18 protein-coding genes and 1 pseudogene are annotated in these 15950 nt (G+C 58.8%); 8 read left to right on the forward strand and 11 right to left on the reverse strand.

Annotation, left to right across the window (positions count from 1 at the left end; all coding sequences use genetic code 11):
- Nucleotides 1-103: 103 nt before the first annotated feature.
- The 5 genes from C8029_RS22485 (at nt 104) to C8029_RS15785 (ending at nt 3830) form a co-directional block, all read left to right on the forward strand.
- Nucleotides 104-484: a LacI family DNA-binding transcriptional regulator gene (locus C8029_RS22485; RefSeq protein WP_226946361.1), complete on the forward strand. Its 381-nt coding sequence runs from the start codon at nt 104-106 to the stop codon at nt 482-484.
- Nucleotides 484-1179: a substrate-binding domain-containing protein gene (locus C8029_RS22490; RefSeq protein ID WP_226946362.1), complete on the forward strand. Its 696-nt coding sequence runs from the start codon at nt 484-486 to the stop codon at nt 1177-1179. The genes C8029_RS22485 and C8029_RS22490 overlap by 1 nt, the downstream gene beginning before the upstream one ends.
- Before the next feature lie 73 nt (nt 1180-1252).
- Nucleotides 1253-1795 (forward strand): TRAP transporter small permease, encoded by a 543-nt coding sequence (locus C8029_RS15775; RefSeq protein ID WP_152003259.1) that lies wholly within the window; start codon nt 1253-1255, stop codon nt 1793-1795.
- Nucleotides 1792-3114 (forward strand): TRAP transporter large permease, encoded by a 1323-nt coding sequence (locus C8029_RS15780; protein ID WP_009571720.1) that lies wholly within the window; start codon nt 1792-1794, stop codon nt 3112-3114. The genes C8029_RS15775 and C8029_RS15780 overlap by 4 nt, the downstream gene beginning before the upstream one ends.
- Entirely contained in the window at nt 3114-3830 is a 717-nt protein-coding gene (locus tag C8029_RS15785) for a phosphotransferase enzyme family protein (RefSeq protein WP_152003260.1), read from the forward strand. The genes C8029_RS15780 and C8029_RS15785 overlap by 1 nt, the downstream gene beginning before the upstream one ends.
- On the opposite strand, the gene C8029_RS15790 is transcribed toward C8029_RS15785, so the two are convergent.
- Nucleotides 3827-4336 carry a MarR family winged helix-turn-helix transcriptional regulator gene (locus tag C8029_RS15790; protein WP_152003261.1) on the reverse strand — a complete coding sequence of 170 codons (510 nt, stop codon included), beginning with the start codon at nt 4334-4336 and terminating at the stop codon, nt 3827-3829. The two genes, C8029_RS15785 and C8029_RS15790, sit on opposite strands and share 4 nt — an antisense overlap.
- A 92-nt stretch (nt 4337-4428) precedes the next feature.
- Between C8029_RS15790 and C8029_RS15795 the strand changes: the two genes are divergently transcribed.
- Nucleotides 4429-5307 (forward strand): EamA family transporter, encoded by an 879-nt coding sequence (locus C8029_RS15795; RefSeq protein WP_152003262.1) that lies wholly within the window; start codon nt 4429-4431, stop codon nt 5305-5307.
- Nucleotides 5308-5350: 43 nt separating this feature from the next.
- On the opposite strand, the gene C8029_RS15800 is transcribed toward C8029_RS15795, so the two are convergent.
- The 7 genes from C8029_RS15800 to C8029_RS22095 form a co-directional block, all read right to left on the reverse strand.
- Nucleotides 5351-7129 (reverse strand): SulP family inorganic anion transporter, encoded by a 1779-nt coding sequence (locus C8029_RS15800; protein ID WP_074645881.1) that lies wholly within the window; start codon nt 7127-7129, stop codon nt 5351-5353.
- A 75-nt stretch (nt 7130-7204) separates the two neighbouring features.
- Nucleotides 7205-8881 (reverse strand): bifunctional protein tyrosine phosphatase family protein/NAD(P)/FAD-dependent oxidoreductase, encoded by a 1677-nt coding sequence (locus tag C8029_RS15805; RefSeq protein WP_152003263.1) that lies wholly within the window; start codon nt 8879-8881, stop codon nt 7205-7207.
- A 115-nt stretch (nt 8882-8996) separates the two neighbouring features.
- Nucleotides 8997-9410 carry a protein tyrosine phosphatase family protein gene (locus C8029_RS15810; RefSeq protein ID WP_152003264.1) on the reverse strand — a complete coding sequence of 138 codons (414 nt, stop codon included), beginning with the start codon at nt 9408-9410 and terminating at the stop codon, nt 8997-8999.
- Nucleotides 9411-9504: 94 nt separating this feature from the next.
- Complete coding sequence (locus C8029_RS15815; protein ID WP_152003265.1) at nt 9505-10395, reverse strand: MBL fold metallo-hydrolase; 891 nt, start codon at nt 10393-10395, stop codon at nt 9505-9507.
- Nucleotides 10396-10433: 38 nt separating this feature from the next.
- Nucleotides 10434-10877 (reverse strand): DUF6691 family protein, encoded by a 444-nt coding sequence (locus C8029_RS15820; RefSeq protein WP_009571712.1) that lies wholly within the window; start codon nt 10875-10877, stop codon nt 10434-10436.
- Entirely contained in the window at nt 10877-11338 is a 462-nt protein-coding gene (locus C8029_RS15825) for a YeeE/YedE family protein (protein WP_009571711.1), read from the reverse strand. The genes C8029_RS15820 and C8029_RS15825 overlap by 1 nt, the downstream gene beginning before the upstream one ends.
- Nucleotides 11339-11666: 328 nt before the next feature.
- Entirely contained in the window at nt 11667-12125 is a 459-nt protein-coding gene (locus tag C8029_RS22095) for a hypothetical protein (RefSeq protein WP_226946363.1), read from the reverse strand.
- Between C8029_RS22095 and C8029_RS22495 the strand changes: the two are divergent.
- Nucleotides 12111-12431: pseudogene (locus tag C8029_RS22495) on the forward strand (PHP domain-containing protein); the annotation flags it as partial. The gene C8029_RS22095 and the pseudogene C8029_RS22495 sit on opposite strands and share 15 nt — an antisense overlap.
- Here the strand turns inward: C8029_RS22495 and C8029_RS15840 are convergent.
- The 3 genes from C8029_RS15840 to C8029_RS22505 form a co-directional block, all read right to left on the reverse strand.
- Nucleotides 12417-13298 (reverse strand): glycosyltransferase, encoded by an 882-nt coding sequence (locus tag C8029_RS15840; RefSeq protein WP_502707605.1) that lies wholly within the window; start codon nt 13296-13298, stop codon nt 12417-12419. The pseudogene C8029_RS22495 and the gene C8029_RS15840 sit on opposite strands and share 15 nt — an antisense overlap.
- Before the next feature lie 382 nt (nt 13299-13680).
- On the reverse strand, nt 13681-14043 hold the full coding sequence (locus tag C8029_RS22500; RefSeq protein WP_226946365.1) for an FCD domain-containing protein: 363 nt from the start codon (nt 14041-14043) through the stop codon (nt 13681-13683).
- Nucleotides 14043-14612: a GntR family transcriptional regulator gene (locus C8029_RS22505; protein ID WP_226946366.1), complete on the reverse strand. Its 570-nt coding sequence runs from the start codon at nt 14610-14612 to the stop codon at nt 14043-14045. Before C8029_RS22505 ends, C8029_RS22500 begins: the two co-directional genes overlap by 1 nt.
- 195 nt (nt 14613-14807) lie before the next feature.
- On the opposite strand from C8029_RS22505, the gene C8029_RS15850 reads away from it, so the two are divergent.
- Nucleotides 14808-15851: a polyamine ABC transporter substrate-binding protein gene (locus C8029_RS15850; protein ID WP_152003267.1), complete on the forward strand. Its 1044-nt coding sequence runs from the start codon at nt 14808-14810 to the stop codon at nt 15849-15851.
- Nucleotides 15852-15950: the final 99 nt, after the last annotated feature.

Raw genomic sequence — 15950 nt, forward strand, 5'->3', positions numbered from 1 at the left:
TTTCCCGAAAAGTCTTACCGTGCTGTCGCGACCCCAGCGACCGCACAAGCGACACTGCTGCGATCCATGATGGGCGAAGCTGACATCCTCGTAAGGAGCGGATATGACAGGTGAGGATGAGCATGAGAAAACGGCCCCTGTGATCACACACCCCTTGTCTCCGGGCGAGCGCCCGACCCTTAAAACCATCTCCCGCATCACCGGGCTGGCCATCGCCACGGTCAGCCGCGCGCTCTCAGATGCACCGGATATTTCGGTCGAGACCAAAAGGCGTGTGCGTGAGTGCGCCGATCACATCGGCTATCAACCGAACCGTGCCGGTCAGCGCCTGCGCACGGGCAAAACCCATGTCGTGTCGTTGTTGATGCCCACCGAACCCGACATCATGTCCCACACCGCGCAACTGATTTCCTCCATCGCCGAAGGCTTCAAGGCACGGCCTATCATCTGGTCGTCACCCCCTATGCCCCGAATGAGGATCTGATGCGGCCGCTGCGCCATATGATCGGCACCCGTTCCGCCGACGCCGTAATCCTCAACCAGACCATGCCCAAAGACCCGCGCGTCGCCTATTTGATGGAGCGGGGATTTCCCTTTGCCACCCATGGCCGCACGATCTGGGCGGATCAACACGCGTGGTTTGATTTTGACAACCGCCGCTTTGCCGAACTGGGCATTGCCGCCTTGGCCCGGCGCGGGCGGCGTCATGTGCTGATTGTCGCCCCGCCTCTGGATCAGCTTTATGGTCAGGACATTCTTGAGGGTATCACAAAGGCCTGCCAGATTCATGGCATGACGCCGATCTGGCTCAAAGGCGCCACCTCGGACAGCGCCTCCAAAGTGATTGAAACCGCAGTGAGCGCCGCCCTCAAAGAGAGCCCCGAGATTGACGCCATCCTTTGTTCCTCGCCGATGAGCGCCATCACCGCCATTGACACAGCCGAGCAATTGGGACGGGTGATCGGCAGAGATTTTGATGCCTTCGCCAAAGAGGCAACCCCGCTTTTGACCCGGTTTCGGCGTGAGGCGCTGACGCTTCATGAAGACGTCGCCAAGGCTGGGAAGGCATTGGCCCGCGCCGTCATTCAGGCGATTGAACAGCCGCAGGCTGCACCTCTTCAGGGCATGGATGTGCCATACTATGAGGACCCATTGGATCTTTCGCGCAGCCAGAGCTGATTTTCACGTTGACCTGTCCCTGTGTCACGTTAAACCCCTGCTGCAGTCCAGCCACAGCTTGAGGGGGCCCCAGATGCATCACCGCCTGTCCCGCAGCCTGACCCACAGCCTGCCCCAGTGGGTCGCTGGTTTGGCGCGGCTGACCGCCTATGCCGGCGGGCTGAGCCTTTTGGCCGTGATCGCATTGACCTGCGTGTCCATTCTGGGCCGGGCTTTGGATGGCGTCGGCTTTGGCCCGATCCCCGGCGATATTGAGCTGGTTGAATTTGGCATCGGATTTGCCGTGTTTTCCGCCATGCCTTATGCCCAATTCGCCCGCGCCCATGCTCGGGTCGATCTGTTCAAACCACTGATGGGGTATAGGCTCAATCGCCTGTTGGACTTGATCGGCGATCTGTTTTTGTTGGGTTTTTCCGCCCTCGTGGCGTGGCGACTTTGGCTCGGGATGATTGACAAAGGGACCTATAACGAGACCTCGTTCATTCTGCAGATCCCGGTGGTCTGGGGCTATCGCGCCGCCATGGCCACCTGTGGAGTGGCGGTGATCGTCGCGCTCTACTCTGTGCTGCGCTCAACTCGCGCCCTGCTGTCCCCCTCCAACGGAGGCCACACATGAGCCGCTTTGAAATCGGCCTTTGGTCTTTCCCCATCCTCTTGGCATTGATCTTTTTGCGTATTCCCATCGGGGTGGCGATGTTTGCCGTGGGTTTTGGCGGAGCCTATCTCCTGAGCGGCAATTCCGTGATGATGTTGAGCCAATTCAAACACCTGATCTATGGCGAATTCTCGTCCTATTCGTTTTCCATCATCCCGCTGTTTTTGTTGATGGGCCATTTCGCAACCATGGGCGGCATGTCGGCGGGGTTGTTTAAGGCGGCGGAAACATGGCTCGGCCACCGCAAAGGCGGGGTCGCCATGGCTGCGGTCGGCGCCTGTGCCGGTTTTGGCGCGATCTGTGGGTCGTCCTTGGCCACCGCCGCCACCATGGGCAAAGTTGCGCTGCCGGAGTTGAAAAAATATGGCTACACGGGACGTTTGGCGACGGGCGCGCTGGCCGCCGGCGGCACATTGGGCATTCTCATTCCGCCCTCGGTGATCCTCGTGGTTTACGCCATGTTGGCAGAACAAAACATCGCCAAGCTCTTTGTCGCCGCCTTTATTCCCGGGATTTTGGCCGCCCTTGGCTATATGATTTGCATCTCGATCTACGTGCGTATCCGGCCACAATCCTGCGGGCAACGCGACAAGGCACCGATGACCGAACGCCTCAGCGCACTTGTGGCCGTCTGGCCGGTTTTGACGATTTTTGTCGCGGTCGTGGGCGGTATCTATTTGGGCATTTTCACCCCGACCGAAGCCGCCGCCGTGGGCGCGGCAGGCACTGGAATCGTGGCGCTGGCCGGTGGCGGATTGACATGGCGCGGCACGGGCGAGGCGATTTTGGAAACCGCCGCCTCGACCGGCATGATTTTCCTGATCCTGATCGGGGCGAAAGTGTTCAACAACTTTTTGGCACTGTCCGGCGTGCCGATGCAGGCCGCCGCCTGGGTCGGTGCTTTGGGCCTCACCCCTTGGGTGATTTTGGCGGCGGTTCTGCTGCTTTACCTCGCCTTTGGTTGCGTCATGGACAGCCTGTCGATGATCATTCTCACCATCCCGATCCTGTTCCCGATCTTGGAGGGTTTGGACTTTGGCTTGCCCCATGGCGAGTTCGGCCTGTGGTTCGGCATCGTCGTCCTGATCGTGGTCGAAGTTGGTTTGATCACCCCGCCCGTGGGGATGAACCTGTTTATCATCAATGCTTTGGACAGGGAAACGCCAATTTCCGAGACCTTCAAAGGCACCCTGCCTTTCGTCATCACCGACCTGATCCGCGTCGGGCTTTTGATCGCCTTCCCGGTACTCACCCTTGGCCTCGTGCGGTGGGTGTATTGATGCCTGCTGCACTGCCACCCAGTCCCCTTTGGGGTGTTCAAGCCGCCTTGGAGCCGATCGGTGGCGGTCATCGCAATGCGGTGTTTCGCACCTCGGGCCTCAAACGCGATTTGGTGTTCAAATCGACCCGGCGCACGGAGGCGGCGCTATTCTGGCTCACGCCCGTCATGGACGCCGCCGAGGCCGCAGGGTTCACCGTCCCCCGGCTTATCCCGGCGTTGGACGGCGCTTTATCGGCGGCGGGATGGACCTGCGAACCCTATCTGGAGGGGCGTCCCTTTGCGCCCGAAGACATTCCCAAAGTGGCGGCTCAGATACTTTCACCGCAACACCCGCGCCTGCCGCAGCGTCCGGGGTTTTTGAGCAGTCTCGACCTGATTGAGGCCACCACCGGCGGCGATGTCGATCTGATGGCCATGCCCGCCGAGATCGTCGCGCTGTGCCGCCGGGCGTGGCAGCCGATGCAGGGCAAGGTCGGCGTGATCCATGGCGATCTGAGCGCGGGCAATCTGATCGACACCGAGCACGGTCCGGCGCTGATAGATTGGGACGAGGCGCGGGTGGATTTGCGCGCCTATGACCTGATCCGCACTGATCCCGAAAACGCCAGCGCGACAGAAAAAACCGCAGCTCTCGCGTGGGAAGTGGCGTGCAGTTGGGGGATCGAACCGGATCACGCCCGGATTTGCGCGCAGGTTTTGCAACGCCGGATTTAACCGGACTCGCGACCGTCAAGCTTGGCCAGATAGCCCGCCAGCCCCGCATCCAGCGTGGCAAATTCCGTGTCCGTGAGCAACGCGGTCAGGCGATGTTGGGTGGCGACATGATCCTCGATCACCCGATCAATCAGGGCAAATCCCGCCTCTGTCAGGCCGACAATCGCCCGGCGCGCGTCCTCTTTGTCCGCGCGGCGCTCCACCAGACCTTTGACCTCTAACCGATTGATCCGATTGGTCACTGTGCCCGAGGTGATCATCATATTGTCCATCAATTGCCCGGCGGTGAGCGCATGCGGCGGTTCAGCACGGCGCAACGTGGCGAGCAAATCGAAACTGGCTTGGTTGAGACCATGGCGGGCGAAAGTCGCCTCCATTTCACGCGACAACACGCGGGTGATCCGCCCCAATCGGCCAATCAGCCCCATCGGTGCCGTGTCAAGATCGGGCCGGGCTTTCGCCCATTGCGCCCGGATGTGGTCAATCTGAATGCTGTCATCGCTCATGCAAAAGGCTTTGCAGAAAATCATCTTGACGTCAAGATTTATCGCATTATCTTAACATCAAGATAAATTCAGTTTCCTCCAAAGGCCGCACAATGCCACATCCCTCCTCCCGCAGCTCCGACATCCTGCTCACCGCCCTCGCCCCCGCCATCTGGGGCTCGACCTACCTTGTCACCACCCGATTTTTGCCCGAGGGCATCCCTTTCAGCGTCGCGCTTTTGCGCGCCTTGCCTGCGGGGCTTTTGCTTCTGGTGATCCTGCGCCGCCTGCCGCCGCTGGCACTTTGGGGCAAACTCTTTGTCTTGGGGGCGCTGAATTTCACCCTGTTCTGGAGCTGCCTGTTCATCGCCGCCTATCGTCTGCCGGGCGGTGTGGCGGCCACATTAGGCGCGATGCAGCCGTTGATCGTGTTGATCTTGATGCGGGTTTGGATGGGCGCGGCGCTACGCCCCTTGGCGGTATTTGCCGGGGTTGCGGGCGTCATCGGCGTGGCACTTTTGGTGCTCACCCCCGCCGCCACATTGGACCCGCTCGGCCTCATCGCAGCCCTGATCGGCGCTTTGTCCATGGCCATCGGCACGGTTTTGACCCGCACATGGGCCCTGCCCGCCACGCCGCTCACCGTCACGGCCTGGCAATTGGTCGCCGGGGGGCTGTTGCTTTTGCCCATCGCGCTGATCCTTGATCCGCCGATGCCACAGGTGAACGCCACCAACCTCATGGGCTTTGTCTATCTCGGGCTGATCGGCGGGGCTGTGACCTATTTCCTGTGGTTTCGCGGTATTGCCCGGCTGGACCCGCAAACCGTTGCGCCTTTGGGCCTGTTAAGCCCGTTCACCGCCGTGATCTTAGGCGTGGTGATTGCCCGCGAAAACCTGTCCGCGTTGCAATCCCTTGGCATGGTTGTGGTTTTGGCCTCGGTCTATCCGGGCCAATATGCGCAGGCCCCCCGCCGCATGAACCCGGCCTGAACCCTCTCCAAAGAAAACGCCCGCCGGATGTGGCGGGCGTTTTTTAGGCGGCTGTGTCGGACTGGGTCTCGGGCGGTACAGGCTTTGTCACATCCCCCAAAGCCTTCATCGCCGCGAATTGCGACAAGAACACCTGCCCGCTCAAATCCTGCAACAAATGCGATTTTTGCAGCCGATCCATCACCGGGCCTTTGACCTCGGAGAGGTGCAACTTGATCCCGGCATCATTCAAACGTCGATTCAACTCTTCGAGCGTTTCAAGCGCCGAAGAGTCGACATCATTCACCGCCGGACACATCAGAACCACATGTTTGATCACCGGGTTGTCGGCAATCCGGTCCAAAATATAATCCTCCAAGAACCGCGCATTGGCGAAATACAGGCTCTCATCCACCCGGATCGTCACCATCTCCGGCACCGTCAACACGTCATGACGGTTGATGTTGCGAAAATGCTCGGACCCCGGCACCAGACCAACCTCGGCCACATGCGGACGCGAGGTTTTATAGAGGTGCAGCGCGATGGACAGGATCACGCCCGACGACACACCTGTTTCCACCCCAAACCAAAGCGTCAACAGGATGGTGGCCAGAACGGCGGCGAAATCGGCCTTGCTATAGCCCCAGGTGGTTTTGAGGATTTTGAAATCCACCAAGGACAGCACGGCGACGATGATGGTCGCGGCCAGCGTGGCGATGGGCAAGAAATAGAGCAAAGGCGTGAGGAACAAGGCTGCAAGCGCGATGCCCACGGCGGTAAACGCCCCCGCTGCGGGGGTTTCCGCGCCCGCGTCAAAGTTGACGACAGAGCGCGCGAAGCCCCCCGTCACCGGATAGCCGCCCGAAATCGCCGCGGCGATGTTGGAGGCCCCAAGGCCGATGAGCTCTTGGTCCGGGACGATGCGTTGGCGTTTTTTGGCGGCCAAGGTTTGCGCCACCGAGACGGATTCCACAAAGCCGATGATCGAAATCAGAATGGCAGAGCCAAAAAGCTGGCGCCAAATCTCAGGCGAGAAATACGGCAGCGTGAGCGGCGGCAGGCCACGCGGCACCTCACCGACGATTTTCACGCCGTGATCGTTGAGCGAAAACACGAATGAAATCAGCGTGGTGACCACAACCGCGGCGACAGGGCCGGCCTTGGTCGCAATATCCGCCATGCGCGGGCCCACGCCTTTGGAGATCAACAAGGGTTTCAAACCTTTGCGCACCCAAAACAAAAACGCCGTCGCCGCCACGCCGATGATCAGCGTGATGAAATTGGTCTGACCGAGGTGTTGAGCGAGCGAGATCAACCGCTCCGGCAAGGTCTCTCCCGAAGCGGAAACGCCAAAGATATGTTTGATCTGCGACGCCGCGATCAGGATGCCCGAGGCGGTGATAAACCCGGCAATCACCGGATGCGACAGGAAATTGGCAAAGAACCCAAGTCGGAAAAAACCCATCACCAACAGGATCACACCGGAAATAAACGCCAATGTGATCGCGGCGGCGGCATATTCGGCCGTGCCTTGCAATGCCATGTTGCCAACTGCCGCGGCGGTCATCAACGAGACAACCGCGACCGGCCCCACGGCCAGGGCGCGCGAGGTGCCGAAGATGGCATAGGCGACGAGCGGCAGGATCGAGGCGTAAAGCCCCATCTGCGCCGGCAGCCCCGCAAGCAAGGCATAGGCCAGAGATTGCGGGATCAACATGATCGTCACGATGATCGCCGCGATGCCGTCATTGGCGAAGGTCGAGGGCGTGTATTTCGAACCCCACTCAAGGATGGGGAGGTAACGGCGCAGTTTGCGCGGGTCAAATGACCGGGTCACAGACAAGGGACTGTCCTTTCGCTTGGACACAGGATCGGGGAGGACATCCGGGCAGAAGATGTATTCTGCCCGGATGCGTGTTTATTTCGCGTGAACTTTTTCGGGTTTGATCAACCATTCCTTACCGCGCAACATGGCTTTCCAATAGACTGGCGGTAGGATTTGTTCTTTCAAAATCCAAGCCTTACGCGTCGGCTTCGTGCCATCCAAAAGCCATTTCGGGAAAGATGGCAACAACACCCCACCATAACCGAATTCGGCCAAAACGATCTTGCCCTTCTCGACCGTGAGCGGACAGGAGCCGTAGCCATTATAGGCCGATTGCGGCGATTTCCCGTCGATGTCGGCGGCGATATTGTCGGCCACCACGGGGGCCTGCATCCGGGCTGCGGCGGCGGTTTTGGCGTTGGGCGCGTTCATCACATCGCCCAAGGACCAGATGTTGTCATACTCCTTGTGGCGCAGCGTGACCTGATCCACATCGACCCATCCGGCCGCATCGGCCAGCGGCGAGACGCGGATGAAATCGGGCGCGACCTGTGGCGGCACCACATGGATCATGTCGAAATCGACGGTGATCGTCTCCTTTGCCGCGTCGGGTTTGGCGACCTCAAAGGTGGCTTTTTTGCCCGGCCCGTCGATGGCCACCAGATTGTGGAAGAAATTCACATTGGCGCCATAGCGTGCGATGTAGCCCTCAAGTGCGGGCACATAATCTTTGACGCCAAACAACACGCCGCCCGCGTTCATGAAATCAATCTCGATATTGGGCAAAACACCGCGCGTTTCCCACTCATGCGCCGAGAGGTACAGCGCCTTTTGCGGTGCTCCGGCGCATTTGATCGGCATCGGCGGTTGGGTAAAAATCGCCTTCCCCCCCTTCAAGCCCTGCACCAATTTCCAGGTATAAGGCGCCAAATCATAACGATAATTCGAGGTCACACCGTTTTTGCCCAAGGTCTCGGTCAGGCCCTCAATCCGTGCCCAATCGAGTTTCAGCCCCGGACAGACCACAAGGCGATCATATTTCACCACCCGGCAGCCATCCAAAATCACCGCGTTGTTTTTCGGTTCAAACGCCGCCACAGCGGATTTGAGCCAATGTACCCCGCGCGGGATCAGGCTGCCCATGGTTTTGGCAGTGGTCTGCGCGTCAAACACGCCCGCGCCCACCATGGTCCATCCCGGTTGGTAATAATGCGTGCCCGCCGGATCAATGATGGCGATCTCAAGATCAGGTTTGCGCGCTTTCAGCGACGCCGCCATCGCCACACCCGCAGCCCCGCCGCCGACGACAACCACATCGAATTTGGCATCTTCGACACTGTCCGTCGGTGTCACACCGCCATTGGCGATGCGCCGTGCCACGCCCGACATGTCGTAGCCTGCGGCTTTGGTTGCGGCCAAAATATCGACCACGGATTTCTCTTTCGCCATCGCCAAAGACCACAGCGTCGTGGTGCGCGTACCCGTGCGGCAATAGCCAAACACCGGACCGGGCAATTCGGTCAAAGCGGTGCGAAACGCCTCCGCCGTCTCTTCGGAGACGATGCCCGGCGTGACCGGCAAATAAAGAAATGCAAAGCCTGCGGCCTCGGCCGCGCGCTGCATTTCCTCATGGGTCGGCTGATCGGCGGCCTCGCCATCCGGGCGGTTGCACACCACCGCCCGAAAGCCACGGCGGGCCAGTTTGACCATGTCGTCGATCTGAATCTGTCCCGACACGGACAATCCGTCCGTGATTTTTTTAATGTCCATCCTGCGTCTCCTCGCAAAGCAAGACGGATCCGGCTCCCGCCCGGACCTGTCCCAAAACCGTACATACCCCGTTCGGGGTCGTGAAAGCCGGGACAGAGACGCGTATGGGCGCGTCTTAGCCCCTTAGAAAATCAACCATCGCGCTCAGGTCATAGCCTGCGCCTGCGGCCTGTTCGACGATCTCATCAGCCGACAGGATGCCGATTTGTGCCAGCGCCCACGTGGTGCAAGAGCGCGTGCCGGAGCGGCAATAGGCATAGACAGGACCGTCCAGTTCGGCCAGGGCCTGTGCCATATCCGCGATCAGGTCGGGGGTGAATTGCCCCGGCATGACCGGCAAATAGAGGTAGCTCAGCCCAGCCGCCTTTGCCGCCTCTTCCATCACATCCGACGACAAGCCCGGCTCAACTTCCATATCCGGGCGATTGTTGATCAGCGTTTTAAAGCCTTTCTCGGCCAAACGTGTGACCTCGTCGGGGGTGATTTGACTGCTGACCGTCAGTGTGTCGTTGATCTTGTTGAAATCCATGTCTGATCTCCTGATGTGCGTGGGGCCGCCCTGCCCGTTCCACGGGCCTGAAAGCGACAAAGCGGCAACGCGCCCCACGACATCAAAAGAGGTCTTAGAGCCCGTTCACCGGAACCTTCAGGAATGTCTTGCCATCCTTATCCGCCGGGGGCAACTCACCCGCGCGCATGTTGACCTGCAAAGACGGAATAATCAGCCGTGGCATCGCCAATTGTGCATCGCGTTCCTCACGGAATTTAACGAAATCGGCCTTGGTTTTGCCGCCGCCAACGTGAATGTTATGGGTCTTTTCGTCACCCACCGTGGTTTCCCACGCAATGTCGCGGCCATTCGGGCCGTAATCGTGGCACATGAACAGGCGCATGTCGTCCGGCAGGGCCAGCAGTTTTTGGATGCTGTCAAACAAGATGCCCGCATCGCCGCCCGGAAAATCGGCGCGCGCCGAGCCGCCATCGGGCATGAACAACGTGTCGCCAGTAAAGGTCGCATTGCCCATGGTGTGGGTCATACAGGCCGGGGTGTGGCCCGGCGTGTGCATGGCGAAACAGGTCATCTCGCCCACCTGATAGGTGTCGCCGTCCTTGAACAGGCGATCAAACTGCGAGCCATCGCGTTGGAATTCTGTGCCCTCGTTGAACACTTTGCCAAACACGTCCTGGACCACGGTGATGTTTTCGCCAATGCCGATCTTGCCGCCAAGCTTGTCCTGAATATAGGGCGCGGCCGAGAGGTGATCGGCGTGAACATGGGTCTCGATCAACCATTCGAGTTTCAGGCCCTGCTCCTCGATATAGGCGATGATCTCATCCGCACTTTTGTAGGAAATGCGGCCGGCGGCGTAGTCGATGTCCATGACACTGTCGACCACCGCACAGGCGTTGGAGTCCGGGTCCTTGACGACATAGGAAATCGTCCATGTTTCAGGGTCAAAAAAGGCTTTCACCTCGGGATTGACCGACATATCGACGGGATAATTCGATGCCATTTCTCTCTCCTTTTTCTCTTCGATCTGCACCAAAGGCCTCATGCGGCCCGGCGCGCGGCTTTGGCCGCCGTTAACTTCATCATAAACTTGGCGGCAAAAATCCCCGCCACAAGTGCGACAAAAAACACCCAGACATTGGCATCCAGTGCACCAAGCGCCGGAAGCGCGCCACCCGGACAAAACCCCGCGATGCCCCAACCGACGCCAAAAACCAGAGAGCCGCCCACCAGTTTGGCGTCAATCACCCGGCTCGTCGGCACGATAAAGCGCGGCTCAAAGGCCGGGGTCTCATAGCGTTTGAACAGGGCGCGGTAGCCAAAGAAACTCACCGTCACCGCCCCGCCCATCACAAACACCAGCGAGGGGTCCCAGGTTCCGGCAAAGTCAAAAAAGTTCAACACTTTTGCCGGGTTGGCCATGCCGGACATGGAAATCCCAAGGCCAAAGATCAGCCCGGTGAGATAGGTCAGAAAATGTTTCATCACGCCCCTCCCACAACTTGGCCGAACACATGGCGGATCAAATAGACCGTCACCGCCGTGGCAAACATAAAGCTCAGCGTAGCCACAATCGAGCGCGGGCTGAGCCGCGACATGCCGCACACGCCATGGCCCGAGGTGCAACCCGACCCGTAACTCACGCCGATGCCAACGATAAACCCACCGATGATCAGCGCCGTTTTTGACACCGGCACCTCAACCACCGGCATATGCCCGGTCAACGCCGCAAAGGCCAAAGGCCCCGAAGCCATCCCCGCCAGCAAAATCGCCCGCCACGCCCAATCCGACGAGTTCGTCGGGGTCAAAAACCCAGCCAAAATCCCGGTCGCGCCAAAAATCCGGCCCTGTAGCGCCATCAACAACACGGCGGCAGCGCCAATCAAAAGCCCACCGATGAGCGAAGCCCATGGCGTAAACTCGGTTGGCGAAAACTCCGTAATCATCCTGTCTGCCCTCCCGAAAGAGGGGCTTTGGTCTCAGCCCAATATGTCATCTGTGCATGTCCTCCTACGCGGGTTTCCCGCTTGTCTGGGTTCAGTCTATGCGAGCGCAAACGCAGCTGTCGGTGAGTTTGTCACATAAGGGGGCTGGATGGGGGAATTTGTGGGCGATGGGGTGAGGACAGAGTGAGCGCTCTTTTTAGCGGTCAGACCTATGTTGGTGGCCCGACGCAGCGATTAAAGCAAAGTCCTACGGAGAGAAAAGCTGGCATTAAGGGCTGCAAGGATGGATGACGGCTACGCCGGACAAAACGGACCTTGCTCATTCTGGCTACTTGTTGCTTTTGATGCTCGACCGAAGAAATTTCGACGCTGACCGAAAGTGACTCGATCCCGCGGCTTCTGCCCGGCGGCCGGGGGTCACGTATTGCTGCAAAAACGCATCTATCGAAACCTGAGGGATGATCTCGGTCTCATTGAGTGTCGCCGGGTTTTGGCCATTGTAGGTTGTCAGAAAACCCTGATCGAGCAGATAGCGCAGCGTCGGACTTGAGACCCGCAATTTTCGAGACATCTCCCGGTAGGTCAGCCCGGAGAAAGAGATCGCCTGCATCGCATTTTTAAGTGTGTCGAGGTGAACAATCGCCCCCGCCAATCCTGTCTTGCCACGAAGCAACCCCACGCATGGCACCTTCCGCGTCGCCAAGAGATGCGGGATTTCGGAACTCCGCGCGCTGACAATCTGGCCTGCCTGCAACGCCCAAACATGATCTTCCGGGACCCCGGTCATGTCTTTCTCGGCGCCGCGCCGCGCTATGACGGGTCCGATCAGGGATGATTCGACACCTGTGCCGCGCTGGCGCTCCGCTGTTCGACGCCGATGGTGGCGGTCGGTGAGGTACTCATGCATCACGGGCGTCGGCGCAGGCTCGCGGATGTGCTGACCTGTCTGCGCGAGGGGTTGACCATCGACTGGATCGGCACGCGCGCCCTGCCCAATGCCGCACGCCGCCTCAAGGGGGCCTCTGATATGGCGCGGTTCTACCCTGAAGAGCGGCTGCGGATTAAAACTGGCTTACGGCTAAGAAATCACTGTCAAAATCGACTGCGCCGCGATGTGTGTGCCGGGGGTTGCTTTCATCTGCTCAGAGATGGTCTTGAGATGGGCCAACATCGCCGTGTCACCCAAAAGCGCGGTGATCACCTCACGCAATTGTTCGGGCGTCCAGTCGTTGCGCTGCAAAAACGCACCAGTGCCAGTCTGTTGTGCGCGCAGCCCGTTGTCATGGCCATCCCAACAATAGGGCATCACCAGAGACGGCACACCAAAATACATTGCCTCACAATAGCTGTTGTTGCCGCCATGATGGATGAACAAATCCGCTTGCGACACGATCGAGGGCTGCGGGAACCAACTGCCCAGATACACATTGTCCGGCACTTGGCTATAGCTTTCCAAAAAGCCACCGACATTGACAAAGAACCGGGCGGGAATCGTGGCAAACACCGCGATCATCCGCGCAAACAGATCGGTGTCGATGGCGCCAAGGCTCCCAAAGCTCATATAAACAATCGGCCCCTCGTTGATGGGCAAAGGCGGCGGGTCGAATTGCGCCTCTTCGCGCACGCAGCCTTCGAGAAACACGAAAAGACGCTCGTCCAGCGGCACCAGACGGTCATGGCGGATCGCCGTGGGGGCCAACAATAGGTTCAAATAGGGCGAAGGTTCCAAAAACAACCCCGCAGCCAAAGGCGGCAGGCCGCGCTGACCTCGGAACGTATTATATCTGAGATGCGCCGGGGCCGTGACCTCAAGATAGCGCGCCTCAAAGGCCGGACGCGCCGGGTCGTGTGCGGCCATGCCCGAGAGATAGGGCGGGACATGTGCATCAGGGATTTCGGTTTCGGTACAGGACACCACCCGCACCCACGGCACGCCCGCATTGGCGATGGCCGGAAACATGATGACGTTGTCGAGCACAATCCTGCGGGTTTGATCCGTTTAAGCAGGGTCTCAAGCCCATCCTCGGCCCGGATGGCCGTGTCCACGATCGCGTCCCAAGTGGGCGCAACATAGCTGTGCAGTTGTGCCATGGGATCTTGGTTGAAATGGGCGACATGGGCGGTGACAAAGCTCTGCCATGTATCCTCGGTTTGCGGCTGCGAGGGCGCGGTGTCCGGAAGTTGGTATTCCTTAAACCCGTATTCGGCAAAAACACCGTTGAAACCGGGGTGACACAGGAACACCGGGACGGCACCATGGCGTTGCAACTCCTGAGCAATGCCAACGCAATTGAGAGCGGAGCCAAAACTGGCTTCGGGGAAAAGGGCAATAATGGGCTTCGTCATAAAGAGCCTCCGCGCGCGAGGGGTAGAATGCCGCGATTGACCGTTTGCGGTTTGCGGATCTGGCTGCGCCGTAGATGCAGCACCATTTGATCGGCGGCAAGCTGAAGTTGCATCCGCTCCAGACTGTCGAGAATACCCAAATGTTCATTCAGCGATTGGCGCAGACGAAAATCCGCGATGGTGTGATCCTTTTGCGTCGAGAGGCGCAGGCGCTGGTGGGCCAGCAAGACGCCGCGAGCAAAACGGTTGCCGGAGCTTTCTGCAATGAAGCTGTGAAAGGCACAATCCAAGCGTAGAAAGGCCGAGGAACTGAGCTTGCCATCAGGGCGTTGGAGAAACTCTTCCATCTGTTGCCGCATCAGCCGATCTTTTGGCTGTCGACCTGAAATCCCGGCGTCAAAATGGCCTGTGGTTCAAGCGTCAATCGAAATGCGAGACTTTCCTCAATTGCGTTTGGCGTGTCCAACATCGGCTGAAACGCCCAGGCGCGGCCCGGCAGTTGAACGACGATTCCATCTGAGGACAGTATTTTTAGAGAATTTAGTACAGACGATCTTGGCGCGCCATAGCGCCGAACAAGCGCGCTGACCGACTGAACATCCGAAAGGCGGCGCTCGGCCCGATCCGAAAGAATACGCGCCGCCAAAGACCCCTCCATATCGTCAAGATCAGAGGAGATGTCCGCCGACAGCGCATCCGGCGGGAGATTAAGGAAAAACCCACCCTCCTCTCGTTTTTGAACAATTTCCTTTTGTTCCAGCAATTTAAGCGCAGATCGAATGGGCGTCCGAGACACGCCGCAAGCCTCGGACAAGACCGATTCCGGGAGGTGATCACCTTTGCTCAAATCGTGCTCCAGAATGAACTCGATGATCTGGCGGGCCAGCTTGAGGTGGTTTTGACGCGTATTACTGCGCGATATCGGCATGAGCCTCTCCTTTGAGGCAGGGGTTTTGGGCCCTAAGAGTCCGACCAACCAGCCGACACCAAAAAAGACCGCAAAAACAAATTGACGTATAATTTCCACGATTAATACTGAGACTATAGCGATCGTAAAGAATCGCAACACAAATTACCGGGCCACGGTCCGGACAGTCCAACAGACCCTTTGGAGGTTACGTTTATGATACGACACACACTGCACAGCGGTGTTTGCTTGACCGTGACACTGGCTGCGATGGCCGCACCTGTCTTGGCTGAGCCGCTCACCGTGTCAAACTGGGATGGCTATATGGCCGCCGATGCGATTGACACGTTTAACGCCGCAACCGGCAACGAAGCCGAGTTGGTGTTGCACGCCACAAACGAAGAAATCATGGGCAAATTGATCGCGTCAAAAGGCGCAGGCTATGATGTTGTCTTTGTGTCCTCACCGTTTGCCGAAGTCTTGCACAACCTTGGTTTGGCCGAAGAGCTCGACCACGACAAAATCCCCAACATCGCCAATCTCTACACCGAAGCCACCGAGCTGCCGCATGATCCGGGCAACGTTTTCTCACTGCCGTATGCTTGGGGTACGACCGGGCTGTGCTATCGCTCCGATTTGGTTGCGGAACCGACGTCCTGGTACGATCTTTTGGAACCGACAGAGGCCGTGTCCGGCAAGACCACCATGCTCGCAACCGACCGTTGGTTGCTGGCCGCTGGTCAATTGGCGCTTGGCTATTCGGTGAACGAAACGGATCCCGACAAAATGGCCGAAGTGCGTGATCTTCTGATCAAAGCCAAAGGCACTTTGTTGGCCTATGACGACACCACCTTCTACGCCAAACTTGTGTCCGGCGAGGCGGAGTTGGTGCAGGCGTGGGATGGCTGGTGCAACTACGGCATCGGCGAAAATGCCGACATCACATATATGATCCCGACTGAAGGCTCTGATCTTTGGGTCGACACGATGGTGATCCTGAAGGCGTCTGAGCACAAAGACGCAGCCTATGCATTTGTGAACTACATTCTGGATGCCGAAAATCACCGCTGGGCTGCCGAAAACATCCTCTACAAAGTGCCGAACAAGGCCGCGATGGACGGTGTGGACCCGGCACTGATCGAGACATACCCGAACATGGGCATGGCCCCGGCGGACATGTTGAAATTTGAGCAATTGCGTGACGTGGGAGCCGCGCAGCGCGACTATTCTCGCCTTGTCTCCGAGATCAAAGCGAACTGATCCAAACACGCCTCGCTCCCTTTTGGTCCCGCCTCTCCCCAAGGGCGGGACCATCCCCCCCAATCGCACAAAATGATGCTGGCTCGTTCAGCACAGGGA

The organism is Roseobacter sp. TSBP12 (assembly GCF_009129705.1).
Classification (GTDB): domain Bacteria; phylum Pseudomonadota; class Alphaproteobacteria; order Rhodobacterales; family Rhodobacteraceae; genus Celeribacter; species Celeribacter baekdonensis_A.